The following is a 21541-nucleotide window of genomic DNA, read 5'->3' as shown; positions in this document are numbered from 1 at the left end:
ATGGGCGGCGGTGCACGGCAGACCAGCGATCAAGGTTGCACGAGGTTGCCGTCGAGGAGGTTGGACCAGTCGGCGCCCGCCGCGACGGCCTCCAGCTCGAACACGCTGACCGACGTGGGTTCGTAGCCGATGAGTTCGACCGCCCGGCTCGGCAGCCGCGCCGGGTCGGCGTGGGTCAGCGCGGTCCACAGGTAGACGGCGCCCCAGACCTGGCGGGGTTCGTTGGAGAACCAGAACTTGCCCAGCATGCCGGGCAGGCCGGTGAACGCGTCCACGGCGTAGTCGCGCAGGTAGTCGCGCAGTGTCGTGGTCGTCTGCTCGGAGCGGGCGAGGTCCCAGGCGACGATCATCAGGTACATGGTGGCTCCTCGGGGGGCGGTGCCGAGCCCAGGCAGAACTCGCCGACGCTGGACTCGGTCAGCCGGTCGTGGCCGGTGGCCTGGGCGAACGCGTCGGTGTCGCCCGCCTCGACGGCGCACGGGGCGAGCCGCATCGCGGTCGCGACGCAGTACAGCGTCTGGGTGAGCACACCGACGTGTTTCAGGGTCAGGGCGAGCGCCATCGACTCGTACTTCCACATCAGCCGGCCGAAGCGGGCGGCGATGACGATCAGCACCTGGGGTGGCTGGTCGGCGCCCATGGCGCGGGCGGCGGCCTGCAGGAGCCGCCGGCGTGGCGGTTCGGCGGCGTCGAGCGCCTCGAGCCGGTGCTCGAAGGCGTCGTAGTGGTACATGCCGGGTTCCAGCCCGGCCGCCGAGCGCACCACGAGGTACAGCTCCAGTTCGTGGACGGCGCCCCCGGCCGGGTACGGGCGATCGGATGTGTCCCAGCCCTGGCTGTCGTCGGTGGAGCGGACCCGGGCGCAGCGGAACAGCAGCTCGCCGAGCTCCTCGACGGTGACCGGCGACGACTCGTCGTACCCGCGGATCGAGCGGCGCCGCTCCAGCACGTCGGTGAGCGTCGGGTCGGTCTTGTGCAGCAGGGTCAGGTCGGGGCGGGCCAGTGCGACGGTGCGGGTGCCCATGGGCGCGGGCCGGCCGGGCAGGGGCGGGAACCGGTCCTTGGCCCACAGCGTCGCGCCGAAGTGGGAGAACCGGGTCGATCCGGCGCGCTCGTACGACTGGCGGCTGCTGTCGTGGAACCACAGCTCGTGCGGGCTCCACTGGGCCTCGGTGAAGGACTCGGGGCCGTCGAGGAGTCCCGCGCGGGCGAGGTCGGCGGCGAGCCGGGCGCTCAGCGCGTCGCCGTCGGTGAGCGGGCCGGCGAGGAGCGCCGCGACCTGCGGCGCGTGGATCCGCACGACGACCGGTGAGCGGGGCGAGGTGAGCTGCAGCCCGTTGTGGTCCCGGCGCAGCACCGCGAACCGGGACAGGGCCGGCGGCCCGGACGGCTCGACCGGCGGCACGGGCCACCAGTTGCCTTTGGGGATCACCGTGTACTGGGCGACGCCGCCGTGCAGCACGGTGACGGCGAGCCAGCCCCGCTCACGCAGCCGGTCCACGAGCCCGTCCACCGGCGTGTCCGAGCCGTGGTCGGCGGCGATCTCGGCCAGTACCGACGGATCGCAGCCGCCCGCGGACAGCCGCCACAGCACGGCCCGCCGGCCGTCGTCGAGGACGCCGAGCGGCTCCGCGCGGGGCCAGCTCACCAGGTGGTGCCGGCCGTCCTCGGCGGTGACGCCGTGCACGCCGAGCCGCAGGGCGAGCCGCTCGGACAGCCGGGCTGGACCGTCGGCCGTCTCGGCTGAGGAGTCCGGGGGTCGCAGCCCCGGGACGAGTCGGCCCATCGAGGCGCCGGTGGGGCTGCGCCGCGCCACGTCGACCGCGGACACGCCGTGCAGGCGTTCGGCGGTGTTCGCCGCCACGTGGCACAGCAGGAAACGCTCCGACGGGGTCAGACCCACCCGGGTCAGGAACAGGTACAGGTAGTTGAGCAGCAGGCGGTGCTGGGCGAACCAGACGGTGTCCCGCACGTGCGTCTCGAACTCGGGGCTGTCCGCGGTCGCCGCGTGGAACGCGCTGGCCTGCCCGAGCTGCGCGGCCAGCGCGGCGTGTTCGGCGCGCGCCTCCGGCGGCGGGTCCAGGCTGATCATGCCGGCGTCGATGAGGGCGCCGGCCCGCTCGCGGAACGGCGCGACGGTGCGGACCCAGCGTTGGACGAGGGCGTCGCCGTCGTCGTGGTGGACGGCGGCGGCGACCGTTTCGGCGCGCGCGGTGAGCCGGTCGGCGTTCGCCGTGAAGTAGCCGTCCCACGCGGGGCGCAGCCCGCCGCCCTCGGGCCAGGTCGACAGGAACGCCTCGGCGTGGGACCGGAACGACACGAAGCTCCAGCGCAGGTCCGCGCCGCAGAGCGCTTCGGCGGTGGCGATCATCAGGTCGAACGCGACGGCGGGGAGCTGGCGGCCCTGCCGGCGCAGCCGCAGCACGTCGAAGGCGAGGCCGGTGGTCTGTACGTGGAAGTCGGCGAGCAGGTCGGCGGCGGCGACGCTGCCGAGCATGTGCAGCCGCCGGTCGTAGCGGGCGGGCACGATCGTGTTGTTCGCCGGCCAGGGCAGGAGCGGGCCGGGGTCCTGTTCCAGTTCGGCGAGGCGCCGGTGGCCGTCCAGCTCGGCGGCCGGGTCCAGGACCGTCCGGGACGGGTGCTCGCGCAGGTAGCCGCCGATACGGTCGTGGATGAGCGGGGAGACGACGTCGCGGAACACGTCGTCGGGTGCGCGGACGTGCAGCCGCAGGTGCGGGCCCTGCCGCCAGTGCGGCATGAAGTACGCGCCGGCGTGCGGCGCGAGCTGGGCGAGCTGCCCGATGAGCGGCTCCACGGCGTCGAGCAGCAGGTCCCGCGGGTCGTCGTGGTAGTGGATGTGCACGCTCTGCCAGCCGGTCACGCCGCCTCCAACTCGTACACGGCCCGTACCGCCATGTGCCGCACGTATGCCTCCTGCCCGACGGTGAGCCCGAGCCGGTTGCAGAACAGGTGGGCGCAGATGTCGAGGACCGGCAGGACGCCGGTGCCGGCCGCGCCGGTGCCTTCCCAGCCGCGGGCGGGTGGCGTGAACCGGCCGGCGGTCAGCTCCGCGGTGAGGCTGTCCCGCAGCCGGGTCACCGAGCCTGCCCAGCCGCCGAGCACGTGCTCCGGCGGGAGGGTGCCGGTGGCGGCGATGACCTGCCGCACCTGCCCGGTGATCGACATGAGCCGGTCCTGCTGCCGCGCGAACGCGTCGTCGGGTGCGGTGACCGGGTCCGGCATGATCCGCAGCAGCGGCGCGAGGGCCGCCGGGTCCGGCTGGCAGACCAGCCAGGTGGTCAGGACCGCGCAGAGCGCGACCGTCACCCGCTGCGCCGGTGGTGTCCTGGGCAGCACCCGCAGCGCGAGCAGGCTCGACTCGACGAAGTGCCGTTCGGCGGCGTCCATCGCGGCGCCGGTGCCGTAGCGTTCGGGTTCGCGGCGGTACGGCACGAAGTGGGCCGTGTTCTCCGGCCGCAGCCGGCGGGCGTGGCCGGAGCGGCCCTCCCATCGGGCGGCGAGCGCGGCCCGGTGCGCGTAGGCGTCCTGGGTGTCCTCGCCGGTGACCGGCCGGCCGCGCAGGTGCTCGCGGCACCGGCTGCCGAGCCGCGCCGCGAGCCGTCCCCGTGCCACGCCGGGCGCCGGGCGGACGCGCAGCCGCAGGTGGTTGCCGCCCTCCCAGTACCGCAGGAAGAACAGATCCTCGGCGAGCTTGTCCTCGCGCAGCTCGTGCAGCAGGGCCGGCACGAGATCGACGATCAGCGGGTCGAGGTCGCCGCGCTGGAACAGGTGGACGCTGATCCAGTCGTGCTCGTCGACCCGGCTCATCCGGTACCCCCGGCGGCGGTGAGCTCGAACATGAGCTCGGCGACGTGCCCGGCCTCGTGCGGTGCCGGTAGCGGTTCCTCGAACGTGACGAGGCCGGTCCAGTCGGCGAGGAGCCGGTCGAGGTTCTGCACGGCGTACCAGTTGGCGAGGTCGACGTAGACGGGCTTGCGGGCCTTGGTGAAGGCCCGCTGACCCCACGCCTGCTGCGGGTCCCACAGCCGTACGTAGGAGGTGCGGGGGATGCCGGTGTCGCGTTGCCAGGCCAGCAGCCGCCGCAGGTGCCCGGCGTCGGTGTCGCCGGGGCGTTGCCGGGGCACGCCGGCGGCGGGGACCAGCCAGCGGGCCCGCTGCAGCACGACCCGGCCGACCGCGACGCGGGGCAGGAGCGTCGGTGTGGTGACCGCCGCCGGGTCCAGCAGCGGGCCGAGCACCGGCCAGGCGGGGTGGACGAGGTACGCCGGGCCGAACGCGGCGAGCAGCAGCCGCGCGGCGGGCGGCAGCAGCAGGTCGGCCATCATGCCCGCGTGCACGGGGATCACCCGGCGGCCGGTGGCGGCGTCGAACAGGTGCGGCAGCCCGGTTCCCGGGTCCTGGCGGACCCGTAGCGCGCCGAGGGCGATCCGCTGCCGTGGCGGGCGGGTGTCCTCCGCGCCGGGGTAGGAGATCTCGTGGGTCGACAGGCCGGCCCGCAGGTTGAGCGCCGACCCGAACAGGCCGGCCAGTTCCGCGACGATCGGCCCGTCGGGCCGGTCCACGGCCGGTGTGGGCTCGACGGGGGTGCCGGTGGCGCGTCCGGCGAGGTGCGCCCACCGGCCCCGCCCGCGGCCGTGCCCGCCGGTGATGACGTTGACCGCCAGGCCGGGCCCGTCGGCGCCGGGGACGGCCTGCCCGTAGCAGGTGATCGACGACGGCGCGGTCACCCACTCCGGCCAGGTCCCGGTCAGCCGCCGGACCGCGTCGGGGTCCACCCATGGCGGTCCGGTGAGCGCCGAGATCGACTCGGTGAGCAGGGCGTGCAGCCGCCGGTGCCGTTCGACCGGGCTGGTCGCGAGGTCCGCGGCGCCAACGGTGTAGTCGCCGCGCAGGTACGCCGACAGCGGCGCCTGCCCGGCGAGGTCCCGCTGGACGCGCTCGTGCAGGTCCAGGAACGCGACGTCGGGCGCGGACCCGAACCACGATGTCCACCGGTCGGCGAGGGCGAGACGGGTCGGCAGCATCGGGTCGTGCAGCCCGAGCCAGCGCCGCACGACGTCGAGGTCGTCCAGCACCGGCCGCCACGCGCGGCCGTCGAGGCGGGCCGGTGGCCCGGTGTCCACGACGTGTTCGTGGCAGACGAACCGGTCGAGCCGGTCGGCGTCCGGCCAGTCCGGCACGGCGAAGTCGCGGCCGAGCCGCACGGTGTGCGCGACGGCGGTCCGCAGCCGTTCGCGGTGTGCGGCGAGCCCGGTGTCGTCCCCGACCGGCGCCGGGTCGCTCATCAGCCGGTCCAGTTCGCGCAGCGGTCCCACGCCGGTGCCGGCCGCGACTTCGTCGAGCCAGTCGGCGAGGGCGCCGAGCGGCCGCGTGCCTTCGACGGGTACGGGCGGGCGGGCCTCCAGCAGGCCCACGGCGACGAGCCGGTCGACGAACACGCCGATCTTCGCGGCTTCCGCGCCGGTGGCCGTGAGGTGCCGCACGACGTCGGCGGTGGTGGCGGGCCGGTCGCGGACGATGTCGAGGCACGCGAGCACGGCGGGCGCGGCGGCCATGGTGACGATCGTTTCGCCGGTACCGAGGAACCGCAGCGTCCCGCCGTCCCGGTGCAGACTGGGGTTGACCCGCAGCACCAGCGTCGCCGCCAGCTCGGGCCGGGCCGACAGGGCACGGACCAGCCGCGCGACGAGCACCCGGTCGAACTCCAGCACCGACGACGCCGACCCCGGGCTGGCATCGTCCGGCTCTGGCGGGTCGGTGTCGTCGAGGCGGGCCAGGCCGATCCGGGCGAACGAGCTGTACGGGCTGGTCTTCGCGGCGGCCCGGCCGAGGAACGCGACCAGCCCGCCGATCGTCCGGGCGCGGGGCCGGTGACCGGCGCCCAGCCACCGCTCCAACGCTGCGGACAGGTCGGGACTCGCCTGGGCCAGCGCCCGGCGGAACTCGGGGCGGCCGGCCGCGTCGCGGATGCGGTCGGCGACCGTGCCGGCCTCGGCGCCGAGGAGCGCCTCGAGGTCGGCTTCCGCGCCGAGGCGGGCGGCCCGTTCCGCGTGCCACCCGTCGATCCGGCCGGCCACGTCTGCGGGCAGGGCGGCGCGGATGTGCGCGTCCCACACGTGCTCCGGCAGCCGCCGGTCCTGGTGGATGGCCCGCCGCAGGGCGACGAGCCGGGTCTTCAGGGCGGCGTTGGCCGGGTCACCGACGTGCGGGTACAGCGCCTCGGACAGCTCCTGCGCCGTGCGCCGGGTCTCGTCCTGCGCGTCGAGGACGGCGTCGACGGCGGCGACGGTACGGGTGAACCGCATCGCGGACAGGACGCCGACCGGCAGGCCCGCCACCCGGACCACCACCGGCTGCTCGACGGCATAGCCGGCGACCGTTCGTGTGGTCAGGGCCTGCGGTCGTGTCATTGGATCAGGACGAGGACGAGCAGGAGAACACCGACGAGGCGCCGAACTCGCCCAGCCCGTGCCCTGCGGTGAGTGACTCGACCGTCAGGCCCTGCTCGGCCAGGTCGAAGATGTCCATCGGCACCTCGTCGAGCTCGAACCGCAGCTCGGACCGGGTGTCGGCCAGGCCTTCCGTTGACTGCATCTGATACCTCCTCAGCGGTGGTCGGCCCGTGCCCGGGCGACCTACGCCCCACCGTGGTGGATCGGGTTTAGTGGTTCCCCCAGATCGTCGCGGTGAGAATCCGGGTCATGGACGGACTGGTGACGGCGGTCGCCACGATCCAGTCGCACGTGCCGGAGGCCGTGGTCGGCGTCCTCGGCACCGACCCGGCCGCGACGGTGCACCTGACCGACGACGCGGTCCTCATCGGCTCCTGCGACACCTGTCTCGCGCTGCGCCGGGGGCGTCTGCAACCGGCGGCGCTGCGCGTGGCCGCCGACGCCGACAGCTGGACACCCGGGCCCTGGCCGCATCTCACGCCCGCCCTCTTGGAGCTGATCCGGCACCTGTACACGGTCGCCGCCGCCGGCACGGTGTTCAGGCTGGCCTGGGAGACCCTCGACATCCAGCGCCACGAGCTGCTGCCCGACCCGTCCTGCCCGGCCTGCGGCACCACCCCTGCCCCGGCCGCGCCGATCCGGTTCGTACCGCGGCCGAAACCGTCCACGAAGGCGTCCCGCCTCCGCGACCTCGACGCCGTCGGCTTGCCGGACCGAGCACTGGTCAACCCCGTGTGCGGCGCCCTCGGCCCGGCGGCCGTCGCCCTCACCGACGCGCCGATCGTCCCCGTGACCGTCGGCGGCACCCTGACCGGCAGCGGACCGGGCCGGGTCACGCCGGTGCTGTGGAGCGGGCACGCCGGCAGCTACGCCCGCAGCCGCACCGCCGCGCTCCTGGAAGGCCTGGAACGCGCCGCGGCCGCATGGCACGCCGGCACCGCCCCGATCGTCGTCGACACGTTCGAACACGTCGCCGCGCATGCCGTACCGGGGGACTGGCCGACGTTCGACCCGCGGGAACCGATCCGGTGGGTGCCGGGGCACTCGCTGCGCCGCGACGCGCCGGTCCTCGTACCGGAGCGGATGGCGTACTTCCTCGCGGGCCCGGGGGAGACGTCCAACGGCTGCGCCATCGGCACGTGCCTGGAGGAGGCGGCCCTGCACGGCCTGCTGGAGCTCGTCGAACGCGACGCGTTCCTGATCGCCTGGTACGGCCGCGCGCACCTGCCGGAACTCGCGCCCGGCACGGTCACCGACCCGGCGGCCGGCGCGCTGGTCGACCGGCTCGCCGCGGGCGGGCACCGGGTGCGCCTGTTCGACACCAGGATCGACCTGCCGGTGCCGGTCGTCACCGCGGTCGCGGTCGCCACCGGCGGCGCGGCACCGGCGTTGTGCTTCGCCGCCGCGGCCGGACTCGACCTGGACGCCGCCGTCGCCGGCGCCGTCGGTGAGCTCGCCGCGCTCGTGCCGGCCGTCCGTGAACGCGCCCACGCCCAGCGCGACCGGATCGGCGCGATGCTGCGCGACCACGGCCTCGTCGAGTCCGCCGCCGACCACGCCACGCTCTTCACCGACCCGGCCTCGGCCACGCACGCCGAATTCCTGCTCGGCGACCGGCACGAGCCGCCCGCGGTGCCGCGTCCGTGGCCGCGACCGTCCACCTTGGACCTGCTCGACGACCTGCGCGCCTGCGCGGACGCGGTCATGGAGACCGGCTCGGACGTCATCGTCGTCGACCTGTCCACAGTGGAGCAACGACGCCTCGGCTTACGTTCGGCGCGGGTCATCGCCCCGGGGCTGGTCCCGCTCGACTTCGGGCCGCGGCAACGCGCACCGGGGCACGCCCGGATCGGCGCCGCGCCCCGTTCGGCGGGCCCGCACCACGTGCCCCACCCCTTGTCATGACGGTGACGCCCGAGGACCGGCCGCGGCTGCACGCCGACGTCCGGCTCATCCGGATCGCCGAGGGCGTACTGGTACGGCGCGGCGACACCGCGTTCCTCGTCCGGGACCAGGCGGCGGTCGTGCTGCAGCGGATCGCGCCGCTGCTCACCGGGGCGTCGACGGTGCGTGGGCTCTGCGCCGGCCTTCCCCTCGACGAGCAACGCACCCTCGTGCAGGTCGTCGCCGTGCTGCTGCGCCACGACTGCGCCGGCGAAGCGGTGCGGGACGACCCGGCCTCACCGGCGAAGGACCTGCGGGTGGTGCTGCGGAGCCGGTGGCCCGCCGCCGCGCCCATGGTGGCCGCGGCCGCCCGAACGTTGCTGCGCTCGGGGATATCGGCCGTCGATTTCGTGGCCGACCTGTCCGGCCACGACCGCGCCGACCTCACGGTCGAGGTGACCGGCGGGGTGACGGTCTCGGCGTTCGCCGTCGACAACGTCGTGGTCATCGGCGCGCCCTGCCAGTCCTGTATGCGGCTGCGGTTGCTCGCCAACCGGGACCCCGCCGCCATGGGCCCGGCGACGCTGGACGGCGCTGTCGCGGCGATCGCCGGGACGTTGCTCGCCGCCGAGGTCCTGGCGGCCGTCAGCCCCGTCCAGGGGTCCTTCCCGACGGTGCTGGTCCTCGACCTCGCCACCTGCGAGACCCGCAGGGAGCGGCTGCTGCCGCACCCCGGCTGTGGGCATCCCCGAGGCGCGGCCGACGCGACAATGGCGGATCTTCTCGCGCCGCACGTCGGGGTCCTGGCCGGGTTCGCTGACGACGCGGCGCCGCAACTGCCGCTGCGGGTCGGTGCCGTCCGTCTGGCGTACCCCGCACGGACCTTCGTCGCCTACCATCCATCCACAGTGGACGAAGCTCGTACCGCCGCGGTCCGAACGGCGGTGGCCTGCTACGCCGACGCGGTCCTGCCCGACCGGCCACTGTGGTGGACGCCAGCCCGCACACCGTTCACCGGCGACCCGGCACCCTCACCCACGGGCCCGTGCACGGCAGGAACCGGGGTCGGCGCCGGCCTCGCGGACGCGGTGACCGCAGGCCTGTGCCAGGTCCTAGCGGACGACGCGGCACAGGCCGGGCCGGGCGGTCCCGTCGAGCCGGCGGCGCTGTACGCGGGCGCGAGCCGCCCGGACACCCTCGAACTGCTGGTGAGCACCGCCAAGCGGGCCGGGTTGCCGATACGGCTGTCGGTGCCGGTGGACGCGGCCATCCCCGTCGTCGTGGCGCGGCTCCCACGGTCCGCGCCGGCCGTCGGGTGGGGCGACGACTTGGCGGCCGCCGCGACACACGCGTTGCTGACGCTGCTCGGCCCGCGGCAGCTCGCCGGCGCCGGCCACCCGCAGCCGGTCCTCGACACCGGCGCACTGCTCCCCGCCGTCGAGCGGTGGCTGCACCAACATCACCGTGACGCGTGGTTCGCCGACATCACCCCGGTGGACGTCGCCCGCACCGGCCTCACCGTCGTGCGGACACTGCTTTCGTGCCGTCGATCGGGACCGTGACGCCACTCTGTGCTGTCCAAGGTCTATAGGTCTTCACCCGTGGAGGGGAATTCGGGTCGATGGCCGGTGCAGTTACCATACCGACGATTCTTTCCTGGAAAGGTGACTTGTGGTCGCGCACCAAGAGCATCACGCAGGGGTCCTGTTCGACCTGGACGGCACGCTCATCGACAGCGAACCGGTATGGGCGCACGCCAACACCAGCCTGATCCGTTCGCGTGGCGCCGACATGACCACAGAGGTCCTCGAGAACCTCAGCGGTCTGGACTCGACACTGGCGATGCGATACCTCCACGACCACTTCGGCTGGACCGACAGCGACGTCGCCGACGACGTCACCTGGGTCGAGGGACAGGTCCGCGGGCGATACGCGGAAGGCGTCAACTGGCTGCCCGGCGCCCGGGACCTGCTCACCGCGCTGCGCGCCGAAGGCTTCGCCATCGGCCTCGTCACCTCCACCTACCGCGTCCTCGTCGACTACGTCCTGGCCGAGGCGGGCCCGGACTGCTTCGACGTCGTCGTGTGCGGCGACGACGGTTACGCGTCGAAGCCGGACCCGGCGCCGTACACCGCCGCGATGCGCCACCTCGGCCTGCCGCCCTCCTCGTGCGTGGCCGTCGAGGACTCCTGGCGCGGGGTGGCCAGCGCCAGGGACGCACACTGCAAGGTCGTCCACGTGTCCCGCCTCGCCGCGGCCGGGACGGTGGACCGCCACATCGACGTCCTGACCGAACTCAACGCCGGCGTGGTCCGCAACCTGCTCGGGCTCGTCGCACACTGAGCAGGGACACGGCTCAGACGACGAGCACCGAAGGCTTGCCGCGCTCCACCCGGTCCAGGCACAGCACGCCGTTGAGATGGTCGATCTCGTGCAGGACGTCGCGTGCCGCGCGGCCGTCCTGGAAGACCGCGGTCACCGTCACCCCGGACAGCTGCTGATACTGCACCACGGCCCGGCGGGGACGGCGCACGACGCAACGGACGTCGAAGAAGCTGAGGCAGCCTTCGGTCTCCTCCGCCCAATCGCTTGGATTTTCGGGCCCGACGTCCAGCACCCGCGGATTGACGAGCACGATCTGTGGTCCGGTCGCCGGTCGCAGCAGCGCGACGGCCATGGACACGCCGATCTGCGGCGCCGCGATCCCCATCGTGCCGCTGAACTTGTGCGCGCGTTGCACCGCGTCGGCGGCCGCCGCGAGACGCTCGACGGTGCGGACCGTCTCCGCCGCGTCCTGCGGCAGGCGCACCGGGCCGGTCGGCGCGGACAGCACCGGATCCCCGAGCTGGACGATGCCCAGCCCGGCCATCACCTCGCTCGGCCGCCGGCGGCCGGCGGTCGATACGTTCGCTTGCGGAGACCGGTACGCCAGATCAATGGACATTGCTCTCTCCCGCGATCGTCGTCGGAGGTGCATTACGGAACCGCCATTCGAAGCGGTAGCGATCGTGCGCGCTCAGGTCCGTCGCCGACCATGACCACACTGCCCAGTCACGGTCCGCCACAGACTCGAATCTCGGTGTCATCCTCTGCCCTGGGTGCAGGTCCACCCGGCCCGCCGTCAGCTGCTGCACCCACACCCGCGTGTCGAGATGCCTGGGGAAGCGCAGCTCGACCTCGAGCCGGCTCGTGTCGTACTTCAGATGCCGCTGGTACCACGGACCCCATAGCGGATCCGTCACGGTGTGGGTGTGGGCGACGACCATCCGCTCGCCGGAATGCAGCGGCAGCGGCTCGCCATAGTCCAAGGACCGGAACAGGATCCAGCCCTCGATGACCGTGTCGGTCACCAGCTGGTCTGCGCGGTGCATGAGCTCGGTGCCCGGCTCGCCCCGCACCCCGGTCCGCAGCCACAGGTCGAGGTCGTCGAGGTCCGAGGCGTGCCAGGCATGGAAGTCCAGATCACCCCACACCAACGGGTGACGCCGGTGATGCTGCCGGGACCGGTCCACGTCGTTGGGGAACGCGTCGACGTGGACCCGCAGCGGAAACGCGTTGATCGGCTCCTCACCGCGGTTCTCGATCTCACGCAGCACGGCGATGTCGTAGCCCCGCTCGCGCCGCGACATGACCGCGCGTTCCCGTACCACCCGGATGCTGCGCGGCCCGGACGGCGCCGGACCGGTGACCCGCCGCCCGCCCGCGCCGGCGGCGATCGGTGACCGGGCGTCCTCGTAGCGCTGGAAGCCGGCGCGGAGCGCCCCGCCCGCGCTCAGCGCCGCGTCGGCCCGCCGGGCGAAGTGCGCCGTCGGTTTCATGTCGCCGGTCTCGATCTTCGCGACCGTGGTCCGGTGGCACGGAATCTGCCGGGCCAGCGTCTGCTGCGACAGTCCGAGCCGTATCCGCAGGTCGCGGACCAGACGCCCGAAGTTTCGCTGGGCGGTCAGAAGATCGTCTGCCGGATCTCCCGCGGACCCTGCGCTACCCCCGACCTCCATGCACCCAGTGTGAATGAGAAAGAACGATGTGTGAATACGCTGTGCACTGGTGGCACCCCCCGATCGCGGCGTCACCTGCATACATGACACTCTTGCGCCGCTCACCGCACCGCTGGCCGATCCGGCTGCTCGCAGCCCGAGCCGGCATCCTCGCCGCCGCCATCGCCGCCGGCACGACCGTCGGCGTCAACATCGACACTCAGACGCCGATCACCGTCGGGGTGCTGACGGCGATCGCCCTCAACGACGTCCTCCGCCTGCCACACAGGCCCGCGGAACGCGACCCCGCCGACCCGGGCCGCGGCCGCCGGGACCCTGGACCTGGCGCTGGCCGGCGTGCCCGGCGGGCGTCGCCGGCGGCCACCGGGACGCCCGGCCGGTCAGCACGTCGGGCGGCTCGACGCCGATCAGCCTGAGCGGAGGGCGGTGTATCCGCAGGGACGAGAGCGGCCGAACAGCCGGGGTACGGTGGGCACATATATCAACTGATAGATGAATCCTGACGGGGGCGTTGTGCAGCAGCAGGACCGGGCGGTCTGGCGTGGCTATGCGGTGATCCTCCTTGTCGCGGCGGCGGTTCCGGCGATTGTGGGTTGGCTTGCCGACGTCGGCTGGTTGCTCGTCATCGGTCAGGGCTGCGCCGCCGGGGCGGTGGTCCTGTGGGGCGTGTCGCGGGTGGTGCGGCGCCGGTATCCCACACAGAACCTGCTGGTGGCGGCCTCCGAGGCCGGCGAGCACCGCGCCATGCGGGGACACGCCATGATGCACAAACTGGCAGGGGACACGGACTCGGCCGCACGGCTGCTGCAGTCCGCGGTGGACCGGGGCGACGTCGAGTCGATGTGGGAGATGGGTCGGCTGACGGAGGAGCGTGACGGCGTCGAGGCGGCTGAGACCTGGTTCCGGGCTGCCGCCGATCACCAGCACGTCGTCGGCCGGGCCATGTTCCGCCCCGGCGGCCTGTACAACACGGACGGCAACGCCGCGCCGCTGCAGCGGTTGGTCCCGGTCGTCACACCGGCCGCCCTGCCGCAGGCGCCGGCCCTCTACGGCGTACGGGTCGGCACGCTGGCCATGATCGCGGTCCTGTGCCAGGTGGTCGCCGGCGTGGCTCTGGCAGTGTCCGGTGGACCGTGGTGGTGGGCGCTGACCGCGTACGCGCTGACCGCGTTCGTCTGGGGCGTCTGGCGCGACCACGCCCGGGACCTGCCGAACCTGCCGACGGCCGCGCTCCTCACAATGGTCGTCGCGGTGCCCGCCAGCGCCGGACTCGCAGTCTGGGCACTGACGCGGTGACGGCACGGCTCGCACATCCGCATCAGCACGCCCCGGCTCGGCGAGCCCGAACGTCCGACCGTGTCGAGAAGCGAACACGTGATCCTGGCTGGGATGGTGGCCTGTCCCTCAGTCATCAGACGGTGACTCGACCGGAGCGGGCCCGCTCCGACGGTCGGCCATTGATGCGCGAATGGGGCGCCAACTCCAGCAAAGATCTCGATGAGGTCCGCCACGGCCGGCATGCAACCATCAGACGGACGTGGTCACCAGGCAGGTCAGGACGAACACGGTCGCGCCGATGAGCGTGCTGGACAGCGTGCCCCGTCCGAACGCCCGCGCGTACGGCTGGGTCATGCACACCCCGCCGACGAGCACCCCGACCGGCGTGATCGCCAGCTCCGGGATCACCAGCAGCAGCATGAACGGCCGGGCCTCCGGGTTGACGATGAGCTGCAGGATCAGGAACGCCATCAGCAGCACGTGCGGCAGCGCGCCGAGGACCGCGCCGAGGGTCTGGCCGCGGGCCGGCGGCGTGGCCGCCGGCCCGGCGAACGGGGTCATCAAGCCGACCCGTACATGCCGGTGTTGACGTCGAAGCCGTAGATGCACGCCCACACGTGACCGTAGGCCGGACCGTGCGGGTCCTCCGCGTAGTTCACGCTTGGACGCAGGGATGATGGCACAGACGGTGACCTTCGCTTCGGCGGGTGGGAGCGGCAAAGCGTAGGAAACCGGCGCCCTTCAAGGTCAACACCCGGATCGCCGGTGGCGTCACCGGTGTGCCGCGGTGTGCCCGGACGCCCGTTGTCACGGGGTGTGATCTGACCGGCCGGTGGACACCCGTCGGTGGACGCCTAGTTGGGCGGCGCCGCTGGGTCTGCGGGTGGTGGCAGTGTTCTTGTCCGGCCGGCACCCAGACGCCGGGCAAGGGCCTGAAGATGCGCGTCCAGACGATCGCCGGCCAGCGATGCGTCGCTTCTCCTCGTCGCGGTTCACCGCAACCACAACCCGACCTGACGCGCGCCCTGCCCGTGTGCCTATTCCCGACCAGAGCAGACGCGGCATCAGCCCACGTGCGTTCCGTTTCCGCGACGTACTGCCATGCCGCCGATCGTGCGCGGCGGCCAGCTGTGACCGGGTTGCAGGGCGTCATCGTCCGGACGGGCGCCGGAGGCTTCCTGAACTGCACGAAGAGCGTGCGTGTCGGGTCTCGGTATCATCCCGGCGTGCATTCGCTGAACGAGCTGCTCGACACCGATGATCCGGCGTGGCCCGAGATCGAGGCCGTCATTGCCGCGGCACCGTATTCGGTCGTCGTGCTCGACGCCGACACTCAGCGCGCCGATCTGGAGCTGCTCCGGGTGCAGGTGACGACGCGGTCCTGGCTGGGTGCCGTAGTTCACCGCAGCGGCGGTCTGGTGCTGGATCACGGATGGCTCCGTGTTCTCGGATCCGGCAGTGAGCAACATCTGCTCGCCAGCCTCGGCGAAATCAATGAGGGCGTCACCGGCCGACTGATCGTTGCGCAGGACGTCTTGGGAGGACAGTTCGCGTGGATGCCCGGCCCGAGCGGCAAACCGACGATCTGGTACCTGGCGCCGGACACCCTCCGGTGGGAGGACACCGAGCGCGGTTGCGGCGACTGGCTCGCTGCCATGATCGGTGGTGCGATGAATGGCTTCTACGAGGAGCTGCGCTGGCCGGGATGGGCTGACGAAGTCGCCGCCTGCCGCCTCGACCAGGCCATCAACGTGTTGCCGCCGCTCTGGACCCGGGAAGGCAAGGACCACAACGCGGTATCCCGCCGTCCCATCCCGATGTCCGAGGCGATGTCTCTTATCGGCGCGGCCAACACCGGCCCGTAGGGACGGCCGGCGAGCCAGCGCACTTGATCACGTTTCCGCACACGCCGCGGACGGTGCTCGCTGCACGGAGCCGATACTCTCGTCGGGTGGATGATCCGTCCCAGTTCAGCGACGTCACCTGTTCTCTGTGCGGCCGCCACAACCGGCATGTCCGGGTTGTATCCACCGAGGCCGGGCCGATCATCTGCCAGGTGTGCGTCGCGAAGTGCGCTGAGATCTTCGATGAGGAGGTCGGGCTGACACCACCGCACGGCGGCTGGTCTCAGCGCTGGCCGTTGAAGAGCTAGAAATCCGATGTCGAACCATCCGCTCATGCCGCTGACATCGCGCATTGACCGCGTTGGACAACGGCGTGTTGAGGCAGGCCGAATCCGCGGTTCGCGTCAATCATCCGTCTCGATGACCTCGGTGACGCGGCTCATGCGCCACATCTCGTGGCTGTCAGCGCTCACGTAATTCCCCGCACGGCCGTGATCTGCTCACGTAATTCCCCTGGTCTGTGCTCGTCGTGGACTGGCTGGTCGCTCGTGGTGTTCGTGGTGGGGATGGCGAGCGTTCGGCTGTAGTTGTCAAGATCCTTTCTTCTTGTGAGGATGATCTTCCGCCAGCGGGCCCTTCGGGGAGCGGATGGCGAGGAGGACGTTCGACGTGGTCGACATCACCGAGATCCTGGCGCACTGGTATGCAGGCCGGTCGCAGTACGACGTGGCCGGCTCGCTGGGCGTGGATCGCAAGACGATCCGGCGGTATGTCGAGGCGGCGATCACGGCTGGGTTCGTGCCGGGTGGGACACCGCCGATGAGTCAGGCGGACTGGACGCCGCTGGTGAAGGAGTGGTTCCCGCAGCTGACCGATACCCGGCTGCGGCAGCTGACCTGGCCGGAGTTCGACAAGCACCGCGACTACGTGGTGGAGATACTGCGGGCCGGGGTGACCAAGACGACGATCCATCAGCGGCTGCGCGACGAGCGTGGCGCGACCGGGTCGGTGGCGTCGTTCAAGCGGTACGTCGCAGCGAATCTGGCCGAGGACGCGACCCGGGAACGGGTGACGGTGCTGCGCCGATCCGGAGCCGGGTCTCGAGGGACAGATCGACTACGGGCTGCTGGGCTCGTGGACGGACCCGCGGACCGGCTGGTCGCAGCGGATCTGGGCGTTCGTGTTGGTGCTGTCGCACTCGAGGCACATGTTCGTGCGGCCGGTGGTCAGCATGGATCAGGCGTCGCGGACGGCCAGTCACGTCGAGGCGTTCGCGTTCTTCGGCGGGTGCCCGGCCAGGCTGATCCCGGACAACCTGAAGACCGGGGTGGACAAGCCCGATCTCTGCGATCCGCAGCTGAACCGGGCCTATGCCGAGCTCGCGGTGCACTACGGCGTTCTGATCGACCCGGCGCGGGCCCGCAAGCCCAAGGACAAGCCCCGGGTCGAGCGGCAGATGCCCTATATCCGTGACTCGTGGTGGAAGGGCCGGGAGTTCACCTCGCTGGTGGAGATGCAGGCCTCGGCGTTGCACTGGTGCCGCGAGGTCGCCGGTCAACGCCGGCACCGCGGCCTGGACGAGCGCACCCAGCCGACGTGTTCGACCCGGTCGAAGCGGGGACGCTGACCCCGTTACCGGCTGCGGCGTTCACCCTGGCCGAGTGGTCCCGGGCCAAGGTCGCCCCGGACGTCCACATCAAATGCGGCAAGGCCCTGTATTCGGTGCCGTGGCGGCTGATCGGGCAGCTCGTCGACATCCGCGCCACGCCGACGATGGTGCAGGTCTTCCACCACGGCGAACTGGTCAAGACCCACGTCCGCAAGGATCGGAGCCGGGCCACCGACGTCGCAGACTACCCGCCGGAGAAGATCGCATTTCATATCCGCACCCCGAAACTCCCCGCCGCGCAGATCCGCGACCTCGCCGCGCTGCGCTGGCTGAATGCCAGAGAATCGATCGTCCTCTACGGCGCTGTCGGCGTCGGCAAGACCCACGTCGCCCAAGCCATGGGACACCTCGCCATCCGCGCCGGCGCCGAGGTCCGCTTCCACAAAACCAGCCGCATCCTCGCCGACCTCGCCGGCGCACCTTCGACAAACGCCTCGCCGCGCACGTCAAACCCGACCTGCTCATCCTCGACGACTTCGCGATGCGCGAGTTCACCCCCGGCCAAGCCGACGACCTCTACGAGCTCATCTCCCAACGCATCGCCGATGGCCGCTCGCTCGCGATCACCGCGAACAGGGCACCCCAGGACTGGTATCCGCTGTTCCCCAACCCCGTCGTCGCCGAATCCCTGCTCGACCGGCTCATCAACACCAGCCACCAGGTCTTCATGAACGGCCCCTCATACCGGCCGAACAAGCGACCCAAAGCACCGGCCGCGACCAAATGATCGAACCGGCACCACACCCCGACGTCCCCACGCGAGCTGAACGCACGGCACGCAACGCCGCCCTACCCGCTGGCGTCGAGACCGGTTTCTGGGACGACCACGGCCGGCCCGCACCCTGGTCCGAGGACATCGAGGACTGGACCCCCGACACCCACCAACCCCACACTCGCTGAGAGGCAAGCATGGCGCGCAGTGGGACAGTGCAGCGCACGAAGTCGCCACTGGAGTCGTTGGGGTGGGCTCAGGAGGGATCGGCGACGTCCAGGTCGACGAGGAATCCGCGGGCCTGCCACTGCTCTGCCGGGAGATGGTCACGGGCCAGTTGGAAGTACTCTTCGGGGCTCATGATCTGCATGGTGCCGGGCTCGGGCTCCCAGTCCTCGGGCATCGGTTCGGCCAATGACGGTTCGTCGCGCAGGCGTGTGGGGCAGGCATCGGGGACGTCAGTCAGGCGCACTTCCCCGGGCCGGCGGACCCACTCGCTGGTGCCTCGATCGTGCAGGTCATGCACCACCCGGACCCGCCGGACGACACCCTCCGTGACGGGCAACTCGCCGATGATCCCCAGAAGGGCGTCGAAGCCCAGGCATCCGTCGAGCGTGACGTCGCCTGATCGGTGATCGCCGTCCCGGACCGCGCGCAGGTCGCCGGCCTCGACAAGTTGCGCCCAGGGCTGCCCGTCGAAACCAAGCAACGTGCTGGCCCGCACGCCGACCTGCTGCAGCACCAGATCGTCGGGGAGATCTGGGTCGTCGAGCCATCTCAGGCGGGTCGAGACCCGTTCGCCCAGTGACCAAACGGTGTCGCGGGGAGCGGTGTCGAGGAGGACCGGCCAGAACATCACTTCATCGTGTCACTCGCGGTGATTGTCACGGCGGCGAGGGGAAGCAGTTGTGACATCCGCATGCGCCTGGAGATCAAGCCGCGCCTCTGCAAGATCAGCCGTACTTACCGCGGACGTTGCGAGCCAGGGATCATCGACGCAACTGCTGTGACTACAGTGCGCACCCATGGGACACGTCCTCGCTCGCCTCGCTGGTCACGGCCTGGTGCTGATAGCACATTGGCCGTACACCTTCGAGCGCCCCGACGCACGGTCCGACGCTGTGGTCGTGACGCACTGGCGGCCGGACGGCCCAGCGAAGGTGCTCGTCGACCCGTCGGACGCGCACACCGTGCCCGGCATCGCCGCCATCCGCCACGGCGTGGAGTGGATGCTGGGCCTGGACTAAGGGGGTGTCTCACTTGGCTGGTGGCGAAATAGCGCCTCAAGTGGGCTCGTTAGCGCCGACATGCTCCTGCACGGAGGGCTCAGTCGGAGGAAGCCTCGTCCAAACGCTGCCACCAGGCCTCAATCCCATCGGGAGGGTAGTAGCTGAGCCACCAGATCCATGGAAGGTGCTGCGCCAGTTCGCGCACAACCGGCACGGGCACCTCGTCCCGCAGGCGCCGCAGTCCGGGCGGTATGGCCGCTGAAGTGAGGTTGAGCCAGGCGATCGCGCCGCCCAGGCGGAGCTCGACAGGCAACGTCGGATCGGACCACAGCGCCCGCGTCCAGACCAGTGCCTCTGCGACGCGGTCGAGTTCCCTGTACTGCTGCGCGACGCTGATGACAAGGATCATCCTCACGGCTGTGTCGACTTCGACGTCGAGCCTCGACCTCAGCACCCCGGGTAGATCCTCGATGACAGGTAGCGCGGTGACCAGCACGTAGGCCGCACGCCCGCGCACGCCGGGATCGTCATCGCCGAGAAGGTCCATCAGTAGGCGGGCGTCACGCCCAACCATCACACGGACAGCATCCACTGACCAGTTCTCGTGATATCCCCAGGGGTCATAGACTGGAATCGGCTGCGCGGCCCGCAGCATCCACGGACGCATCTCCATGCGGAGGCCATCCGTCCGCGCAAGGTCACCGGCGAGTTGCAACACTTCGACCCGGTAAGCGAATCCCCGATCCGCCGCCATCCGGATCAAGTGCGGCAACAGGAACGCACCGGACACGACTGTATTGCCATTGCTGCAGACCAGCCATCCCAGGGCGGTGAGCGCCTTCAGCACAGCGGCAGGATCGTCGCCGGCCAACCCCTCGACGCTGGCACGAATCTCGGACAGCGGCGGACCGTGGTCGTTCAAGACCTGCAACCTGGGGTCGTCCAGGCTTACCAGACCGGGCGGGAAACCTGCGACAACAGTCCGCACATCAAACTCGGGAAGCCACTGCTGATCCGCCTCATCAGGCTCCCAATCGCCTCGCGCCACGATCAACCCTTCCGCTGACCACGCCGACCATCGATGCAGACGGGCTGAAGCCGCGGTGCTTCAGAGTTGCAGCAACTGCCGGCCAACATCACGGCGACCACCAAGACTCGTGGATCCCTTCTCGACAGTGCGTTAGCCTCGGCCGGGATCGGCAACGAGAACGGCATGCCGACATCCTCCAACACAGCCCGCCCACGGTCGCGCCAACGTGGCAAAGGAAGCTTTCACCCGCGGCCCACGACAAAGCAGCGACGCGGCAACCTCGCGATCACCAGGCCACTCTCCGTAGATGCTGCCGCGGTGACGAACGCCGAGTGGCGCACCTCTGCCCATGACCGTGCACCTGATCATGGCGAGGGGTTCGCCGGCCTGCTGCCGCCGGGGCGTGAGTAGTGGTTGATGCGGTGAAGCGCGCCAGCTTTCCGGCGATGTGAGCAAGCCGTCAGACAAGCGTCAGGTGGTCAGCGGGTGGGTGCGATCGGCGGTCCTCTCCCGAAGTGCGGCTTCCAGCCGGTCGCGGGCGTCGGCGTGGGCGGCGATCCGTTCGTTGAGGACCGCCAACCGTTCCAGCGCGACCCGCAGGCCCGTGTCCGAAGGCGGCGCGGCCGCGACATCGCCGTCCAGGCATGGCCGGAACACGCGCACGTCGTCCAGGGTGAGACCGGCGGCCAGCAGATAACGGATGTTCCGGACACGAACCGGGGCCCGCTCGTCGTAGATGCGGTAGCCGTTGGAGGCTCGTTCGGAGGAGATCAGCCCGGCCTGTTCGTAGTGCCGCAGCGCACGAGCGGTCGTCCCAGTTGCTTCGGCCAGCTCACCGATCCGCACCCCATCCCACCTCCCGTTCCGCTCCATCAGGCTATAACCGCTCCGCCGTCGACCGGGAGTACTACCCCGGTGATGAACGATGCTGCCGGCGCGGCGAGCTGGATGATCGCCCAAGCCACCTCCTCGGGACGACCGATCCGGGCCAGGGGGGTGTGCGCGAGTTGCCACTCCCGTACTGCAGCAATCCGCTCCGGCGTGAGGCCTTGGTGCTCGCCGATGGGGGTGTCGATCGCGCCGGGAGCGACCGCCACCACTCGAATCCCGCGGGGGGCCAGCTCGACCGCCCAGCTGCGGGTGAGGAGTTCCAGGGCGACCTTGGTCGCAGCGTAGATCGAGTTGCCAGGCCAGGCCCGCTGTCCCACCGCCGTACTGACGTTGACGATCACCCCGCCGGAGTCCTCCAGCAGCGGCAGCGCGGCCTGGGCCAACAGGATCGGTGCGACGAGGTTGGTGGCGACCTGCGCCGCGATCAGCTGCGGGGTCGGGCCTTCGCCCCTGATCTTGGACACGCGTTTATGCGGCTTGGGGCAGCGTAGCTGAGATGGTTTGGGTGGCTGTTTCGTAGGCGATTGGTGATC

General features: G+C 71.4%; 19 protein-coding genes and 1 pseudogene. 8 read left to right on the top strand and 12 right to left on the bottom strand.

The features are described from left to right. Window positions 1-29 precede the first annotated feature (29 nt). From ACZ6TV_RS47485 to ACZ6TV_RS47465, 5 genes are read right to left on the bottom strand one after another with little or no spacing between them, the layout of a single operon-like run. Window positions 30-359, bottom strand: a complete 330-nt coding sequence (locus ACZ6TV_RS47485) for a hypothetical protein (protein ID WP_465306882.1) — start codon at window positions 357-359, stop codon at window positions 30-32. After that, complete coding sequence (locus ACZ6TV_RS47480) at window positions 350-2881, bottom strand: thiopeptide maturation pyridine synthase (protein WP_465306880.1); 2532 nt, start codon at window positions 2879-2881, stop codon at window positions 350-352. The genes ACZ6TV_RS47485 and ACZ6TV_RS47480 overlap by 10 nt, the downstream gene beginning before the upstream one ends. Continuing rightward, window positions 2878-3828: a lantibiotic dehydratase C-terminal domain-containing protein gene (locus tag ACZ6TV_RS47475; protein WP_465306878.1), complete on the bottom strand. Its 951-nt coding sequence runs from the start codon at window positions 3826-3828 to the stop codon at window positions 2878-2880. The genes ACZ6TV_RS47480 and ACZ6TV_RS47475 overlap by 4 nt, the downstream gene beginning before the upstream one ends. After that, window positions 3825-6431 carry a lantibiotic dehydratase gene (locus ACZ6TV_RS47470; RefSeq protein ID WP_465306876.1) on the bottom strand — a complete coding sequence of 869 codons (2607 nt, stop codon included), beginning with the start codon at window positions 6429-6431 and terminating at the stop codon, window positions 3825-3827. Before ACZ6TV_RS47470 ends, ACZ6TV_RS47475 begins: the two co-directional genes overlap by 4 nt. 4 nt (window positions 6432-6435) lie before the next feature. After that, window positions 6436-6615, bottom strand: coding sequence for a thiomuracin/GE37468 family thiazolyl RiPP peptide (locus ACZ6TV_RS47465; protein WP_465306874.1), 180 nt, complete (start codon window positions 6613-6615; stop codon window positions 6436-6438). 107 nt (window positions 6616-6722) lie between these two features. Between ACZ6TV_RS47465 and ACZ6TV_RS47460 the strand changes: the two genes are divergently transcribed. The 3 genes from ACZ6TV_RS47460 (at window position 6723) to ACZ6TV_RS47450 (ending at window position 10700) form a co-directional block, all read left to right on the top strand. After that, window positions 6723-8378, top strand: a complete 1656-nt coding sequence (locus ACZ6TV_RS47460; protein WP_465306872.1) for a TOMM precursor leader peptide-binding protein — start codon at window positions 6723-6725, stop codon at window positions 8376-8378. Beyond that, window positions 8375-9919, top strand: a complete 1545-nt coding sequence (locus tag ACZ6TV_RS47455; RefSeq protein ID WP_465306870.1) for a hypothetical protein — start codon at window positions 8375-8377, stop codon at window positions 9917-9919. Before ACZ6TV_RS47460 ends, ACZ6TV_RS47455 begins: the two co-directional genes overlap by 4 nt. Window positions 9920-10028: 109 nt before the next feature. Beyond that, on the top strand, window positions 10029-10700 hold the full coding sequence (locus ACZ6TV_RS47450) for an HAD family hydrolase (RefSeq protein ID WP_465306868.1): 672 nt from the start codon (window positions 10029-10031) through the stop codon (window positions 10698-10700). A gap of 13 nt (window positions 10701-10713) precedes the next feature. On the opposite strand, the gene ACZ6TV_RS47445 is transcribed toward ACZ6TV_RS47450, so the two are convergent. Both ACZ6TV_RS47445 and ACZ6TV_RS47440 read right to left on the bottom strand, forming a co-directional pair. Further along, on the bottom strand, window positions 10714-11301 hold the full coding sequence (locus ACZ6TV_RS47445) for a peptide deformylase (RefSeq protein WP_465306866.1): 588 nt from the start codon (window positions 11299-11301) through the stop codon (window positions 10714-10716). Further along, window positions 11291-12436 carry a helix-turn-helix domain-containing protein gene (locus ACZ6TV_RS47440; protein ID WP_465306864.1) on the bottom strand — a complete coding sequence of 382 codons (1146 nt, stop codon included), beginning with the start codon at window positions 12434-12436 and terminating at the stop codon, window positions 11291-11293. Before ACZ6TV_RS47440 ends, ACZ6TV_RS47445 begins: the two co-directional genes overlap by 11 nt. Window positions 12437-12847: 411 nt before the next feature. Here ACZ6TV_RS47440 and ACZ6TV_RS47435 point away from each other — a divergent pair, with 411 nt between their 5' ends. Continuing rightward, entirely contained in the window at window positions 12848-13651 is an 804-nt protein-coding gene (locus tag ACZ6TV_RS47435; protein WP_465306862.1) for an SEL1-like repeat protein, read from the top strand. Window positions 13652-13882: 231 nt separating this feature from the next. Here the strand turns inward: ACZ6TV_RS47435 and ACZ6TV_RS47430 are convergent, their stop codons facing one another. Next, window positions 13883-14194, bottom strand: coding sequence for a hypothetical protein (locus ACZ6TV_RS47430; RefSeq protein ID WP_465306860.1), 312 nt, complete (start codon window positions 14192-14194; stop codon window positions 13883-13885). 665 nt (window positions 14195-14859) lie between these two features. Between ACZ6TV_RS47430 and ACZ6TV_RS47425 the strand changes: the two genes are divergently transcribed. The 4 genes and pseudogenes from ACZ6TV_RS47425 to ACZ6TV_RS47410 all read left to right on the top strand — a co-directional run bounded on the left by ACZ6TV_RS47425 (window position 14860) and on the right by ACZ6TV_RS47410 (window position 17873). Continuing rightward, entirely contained in the window at window positions 14860-15498 is a 639-nt protein-coding gene (locus tag ACZ6TV_RS47425; RefSeq protein WP_465306858.1) for a DUF2625 family protein, read from the top strand. 1090 nt (window positions 15499-16588) lie between these two features. Further along, entirely contained in the window at window positions 16589-17104 is a 516-nt protein-coding gene (locus ACZ6TV_RS47420; RefSeq protein ID WP_465306975.1) for a DDE-type integrase/transposase/recombinase, read from the top strand. After that, window positions 17014-17553, top strand: a pseudogene (locus tag ACZ6TV_RS47415) (Mu transposase domain-containing protein); the annotation flags it as partial. The gene ACZ6TV_RS47420 and the pseudogene ACZ6TV_RS47415, both read left to right, overlap by 91 nt. A 74-nt stretch (window positions 17554-17627) precedes the next feature. Continuing rightward, window positions 17628-17873 (top strand): ATP-binding protein, encoded by a 246-nt coding sequence (locus ACZ6TV_RS47410; RefSeq protein WP_465306856.1) that lies wholly within the window; start codon window positions 17628-17630, stop codon window positions 17871-17873. 241 nt (window positions 17874-18114) lie between these two features. Here the strand turns inward: ACZ6TV_RS47410 and ACZ6TV_RS47405 are convergent, their stop codons facing one another. The 4 genes from ACZ6TV_RS47405 to ACZ6TV_RS47390 all read right to left on the bottom strand — a co-directional run bounded on the left by ACZ6TV_RS47405 (window position 18115) and on the right by ACZ6TV_RS47390 (window position 21472). Further along, window positions 18115-18714, bottom strand: coding sequence for a hypothetical protein (locus tag ACZ6TV_RS47405; RefSeq protein ID WP_465306854.1), 600 nt, complete (start codon window positions 18712-18714; stop codon window positions 18115-18117). 470 nt (window positions 18715-19184) lie between these two features. Next, window positions 19185-20135, bottom strand: a complete 951-nt coding sequence (locus ACZ6TV_RS47400) for a hypothetical protein (protein ID WP_465306852.1) — start codon at window positions 20133-20135, stop codon at window positions 19185-19187. 453 nt (window positions 20136-20588) lie between these two features. Next, the gene (locus tag ACZ6TV_RS47395; RefSeq protein WP_465306850.1) at window positions 20589-20963 is read right to left on the bottom strand and encodes a MerR family transcriptional regulator; all 375 of its coding nucleotides are present in this window, start codon (window positions 20961-20963) and stop codon (window positions 20589-20591) included. A 26-nt stretch (window positions 20964-20989) separates the two neighbouring features. Continuing rightward, window positions 20990-21472 (bottom strand): SDR family NAD(P)-dependent oxidoreductase, encoded by a 483-nt coding sequence (locus ACZ6TV_RS47390; RefSeq protein ID WP_465306848.1) that lies wholly within the window; start codon window positions 21470-21472, stop codon window positions 20990-20992. Window positions 21473-21541 lie beyond the last annotated feature (69 nt).

It is taken from the genome of Dactylosporangium sp. NPDC051087 (assembly GCF_055586325.1).
This window is presented reverse-complemented; position numbering and strand designations above follow the sequence as displayed.